General features: G+C 60.9%; 6 protein-coding genes and 1 pseudogene. 5 read left to right on the forward strand and 2 right to left on the reverse strand.

The features are described 5' to 3' along the window. A pseudogene (locus tag AADA04_RS01660) lies at window positions 1-821 on the forward strand (zinc-binding dehydrogenase); the annotation flags it as partial. Window positions 822-839: 18 nt separating this feature from the next. Here the strand turns inward: AADA04_RS01660 and AADA04_RS01665 are convergent. After that, entirely contained in the window at window positions 840-1,001 is a 162-nt protein-coding gene (locus tag AADA04_RS01665) for a hypothetical protein (RefSeq protein WP_340691492.1), read from the reverse strand. A 237-nt stretch (window positions 1,002-1,238) separates the two neighbouring features. Here AADA04_RS01665 and AADA04_RS01670 point away from each other — a divergent pair, with 237 nt between their 5' ends. From AADA04_RS01670 to AADA04_RS01685, 4 genes are read left to right on the forward strand one after another with little or no spacing between them, the layout of a single operon-like run. Continuing rightward, window positions 1,239-1,616 (forward strand): VOC family protein, encoded by a 378-nt coding sequence (locus AADA04_RS01670; protein ID WP_340691493.1) that lies wholly within the window; start codon window positions 1,239-1,241, stop codon window positions 1,614-1,616. A gap of 15 nt (window positions 1,617-1,631) precedes the next feature. Further along, on the forward strand, window positions 1,632-2,237 hold the full coding sequence (locus tag AADA04_RS01675; protein ID WP_340691494.1) for a Rid family hydrolase: 606 nt from the start codon (window positions 1,632-1,634) through the stop codon (window positions 2,235-2,237). Next, complete coding sequence (locus AADA04_RS01680) at window positions 2,234-2,575, forward strand: hypothetical protein (RefSeq protein ID WP_340691495.1); 342 nt, start codon at window positions 2,234-2,236, stop codon at window positions 2,573-2,575. The genes AADA04_RS01675 and AADA04_RS01680 overlap by 4 nt, the downstream gene beginning before the upstream one ends. 18 nt (window positions 2,576-2,593) lie before the next feature. After that, window positions 2,594-2,884, forward strand: a complete 291-nt coding sequence (locus AADA04_RS01685; protein ID WP_340691496.1) for a hypothetical protein — start codon at window positions 2,594-2,596, stop codon at window positions 2,882-2,884. A 10-nt stretch (window positions 2,885-2,894) separates the two neighbouring features. Here AADA04_RS01685 and AADA04_RS01690 read toward each other — a convergent pair. Then, window positions 2,895-3,826 (reverse strand): hypothetical protein (locus AADA04_RS01690; RefSeq protein WP_340691497.1); only part of this gene is annotated, 932 nt, incomplete at its 5' end.

Consider the following 3,826-nt stretch of genomic DNA (forward strand, 5'->3'; position numbering starts at 1 on the left):
AAAGCTGCCTCTCGGGCAAGACCAATCTCTGCACCGCCATCCGCGCGACGCAGGGCAAGGGCCTGATGCCGGACGGTACCAGCCGCTTCTCCTACAAGGGCCAGACCATCTACCATTAAATGGGCTGCTCGACCTTCTCGAACTTCACCGTCCTGCCCGAAATCGCCGTCGCAAAAATCCGCACCGACGCGCCCTTCGCCAAGGCCGGCTATATCGGTTGCGGCGTCACCACCGGCGTCGGCGCAGTGACCAATACGGCCAAGGTCCAGGTCGGCGACAATGTCGTTGTATTCGGCCTCGGTGGCATCGGCCTCAACGTGCTGCAGGGCGCGAAGATGGCCGGCGCCGACAAGATCATCGGCGTCGACATCAACGACTCCAAGAAGGAGTGGGGCGAGAAATTCGGCATGACCCATTTCGTCAATCCGAAGAACACGAAAGACGTCGTCGCCGAGATCGTCGCCCTCACCGATGGTGGCGCCGACTATTCCTTTGACTGCACCGGCAACACGGATGTCATGCGCCAGGCCCTCGAATGTTGCCATCGCGGCTGGGGCACGTCGATCATCATCGGCGTCGCCGAGGCCGGCAAGGAAATCAGTACACGGCCTTTCCAGCTGGTCACCGGGCGCAACTGGCGCGGTACGGCCTTCGGCGGCGCCAAGGGCCGCACCGACGTGCCGAAGATCGTCGACTGGTACATGAACGGCAAGATCCAGATCGACCCGATGATCACCCACGTCATGGGCCTCGAAAAAATCAACGACGCCTTCGACCTGATGCATTCCGGCGAAAGCATTCGGAGCGTGGTGGTGTACTAGAAGGCAGTTTGCCAGAGACTACTTCATGCCCCAGGCAAGAATCCAGAAGCCAAATCCGGTCACGATAGGTGGTGGTATGATATTCGGCGCCGGCGCGACGCCCAGTGCAACCATTATCGCACCAACGACAATCATTGAGTAAAATACGACGTTCTTCTTGTTGCTCTTGATTAGTGACATGGGCGATCTCCAGTGGTGGTTATGGCTGCATCAACGCTTCGAAATGACTTCGGTTCACCGACGAAGCAAAATGGATCACGCTATTATTCATGCTGGCGTCTTCCCACGGGCTCATGCAGGTTGGGAGCAGTCGAACCGCAGGAATTGGAAAAGTGTACAGCCATATTATGGTCGGTGGCTGGCGCATAATAAGTTCGCAATTTATAACTCAGGCTTCAACAGTAAGGACGAATACAAATGTTCAGTCACGTAATGATCGGCACCAACGATCTCGAAAAATCGAAGACACTCTATGACGCCCTGTTCAAGTCGATTGGTGGTCGCGAGGCGATTGTCGATCCCAAGGGCCGTCTGATCTATATCCACAATGGCGGCACCTTCCTCGTCACGCCGCCCATCGACGGCCAGCCTGCCTGCCACGCCAATGGCGGCACGATCGGCTTTGCCGCGGATTCGCCGGAACAGGCCGACGCTTGGCACGCAGCCGGCATCGCCGCCGGCGGCAAGCCGATTGAAGACCCGCCCGGCTGGCGCGAAGGCACGGGCATGCGACTCTACCTCGCCTACCTGCGCGACACCGACGGCAACAAGATCTGCGCCATGCATCGCGGCTAGCACGGATTGAAATAAATGGTCCCGGTCGACCGCCACTACACCCATCCCCGCCTCGCAGCCATCTACGATCTAGGGAATGCGGGCGCGGAAGACCGGGACTACCACCTGACGCGCACCAATCGCGGAAAACTCAGGATCGAAGGACGCCCGGACATGATCAAATATGCACTGATAGGCACGGCCCTCGCCGCCCTCACCGGCTGCGTCGCCGCTGACGTCGACGACACCAATTTCGCCACAAACGTCTCGCATTATGGCGGCATGACTGTTGGCGGCGTGGAACTGCCCTTCTCGAAGGCCGTTACAGCTGGCACCACGATCTATCTTGCCGGCGAAGTCGGCATCGATCCGGAAACCGGATCGATCGCGCCCGGTGGCACCGGACCTGAGACGACCCAAATCTTTGCAAATCTGGAGCGCACCTTGAACACACTCGACGCCGACCTGTCCGATCTCGTCAAATGCACCGTCTATCTCGGTGACATGGAAGACTATGCCGAAATGAACGCCGCCTATGCGGCGGCCCTGCCCGATCCCAAACCAGCCCGCGCCACGGTCGGCGTCTCCGGCCTCGCCGTCGGTGCGCACCTTGAAATCGACTGCATCGCGGTGACGTCATGAGCGACAACACACCCGACGACTGGAAACGCAAGCTGAGCGACGGTGAAATCGAAACCGCCTTCACCCATTACGCGATGGTGGCCGATGGCCGCGTCGTTGAACCGAACGCCGATTTCAAGACCGAGGCGGGTCCGTCCGTACTGTCGATGAAAGCCTGGGCGAAAGATCCCGATGAAGCTGGCGACATGATCGTCGCGATCAGCAACCATCTCGGCTTCAAGATCGCGGACAAGGTCGATATCTACGCCACCGAACCGGACGCCCCGCCCAAGGACAAGCCCTTTGGCTACGACCTCAAGTTCACGCCTTATGCCGATCCGGAGGCGACACTGCAGTGAAGACGATAGACGCTTCCCGTGTTCGGACGTGACGAAGACCCGCCTTCGCTGGAACCGGTAAAATCTGACGTCATACGCTGGATCATCGAGACCGCTGTCGCTGACGGCAACCGTGTGCTGGCATTGGTGCCGTGGACCTTGGCCCTTGTCGCCCATATGCGCGACGGGCTAACGCCGCAGGTACGCGACCTCGTTACCCGGCATCACCCGGACCTCGACTATTTCGAAGAACCGGGCACGCCTCACAACCGGGCGCACGGGGGCTATATTCAGGACGGCTTCTCAGTCTCCTTCCCGCTGGCCGACTGAGCAAACCGGATCAGGCCAGTTTCAACCGGCAATCGCGGCGCACCAGGCGGGCCGGGAGCCTGAAATCCATCAAGGGCGAACCGCCTACACGGTCCAGCAAGTCTGCCAACCGCGCCTTGGCGCCGTCATCCATCGCATCGATTACATCGGTCACAGCCTGCAGGCGCCATAGCGGGAACGTCCGCGCCGCGCAGTCGCCCTCGAAACCACCCGTCTCGAAATCGATCTTGCCCAGTCCGCGCGGCACATCCGCGCCAGCGATCGCTGAACTGGCCCATTCGCCGAACAGGGCCGCCGTCTTGACCAGGGTCGGCATCTGCTCCGTCATCTGCTGGCTGAGGATCGGCTCCAGCGTTTGCGGCACGGCGTCATCGGCCACAAGCTCGCCGCCGCCTGTTCCACCAGCCTGCACGCGTCGCACATAGTCGGCCACTTTGGGTGCCAGCTTTTCCATCAGCCGTCCGCTTTCGGGGTCGCGCAGCAGGTGCGCATAGAGCGGACCGTTCAGCGCGAAATCGCCCAGCGACGGCCGGTCGCCCAGCACATAGGCGTGATGGCGCAAATGTTCGGTCATGTCCTTGAGGAAGGCCTCATAGGCTGCCTCGACACCGGGGATCGTGTCCTCGTTGACGCCCAGCATCGGCACGGCGCCCTTGAAGCGCTCGCCATTCTTCTTGCCGATGGCATATTGCTCGGCGGGGGGCACGTCCGGCGCCGACATCCGGCCGAACTCGCCATAGGTCCAGTCTTCATTGTAATTCCACCGATAGTGCATCGCCGGGATCACCAGCCACTCGTCGGCAAACAGGTCCAGCAGGCGCGACACGACGCCCTGCACCGGCCCGTCAGGAATGGCGCGCGGCCCGTCCGGCATCTGCGCTTCAATCGTTTCGATAATGTCCGTCGTATCCTGCACGACCGCGCCGCCGGCCATTTCAACGA

It is taken from the genome of Hyphomonas sp. (genome assembly GCF_037969335.1).
Lineage (GTDB): Bacteria > Pseudomonadota > Alphaproteobacteria > Caulobacterales > Hyphomonadaceae > Hyphomonas.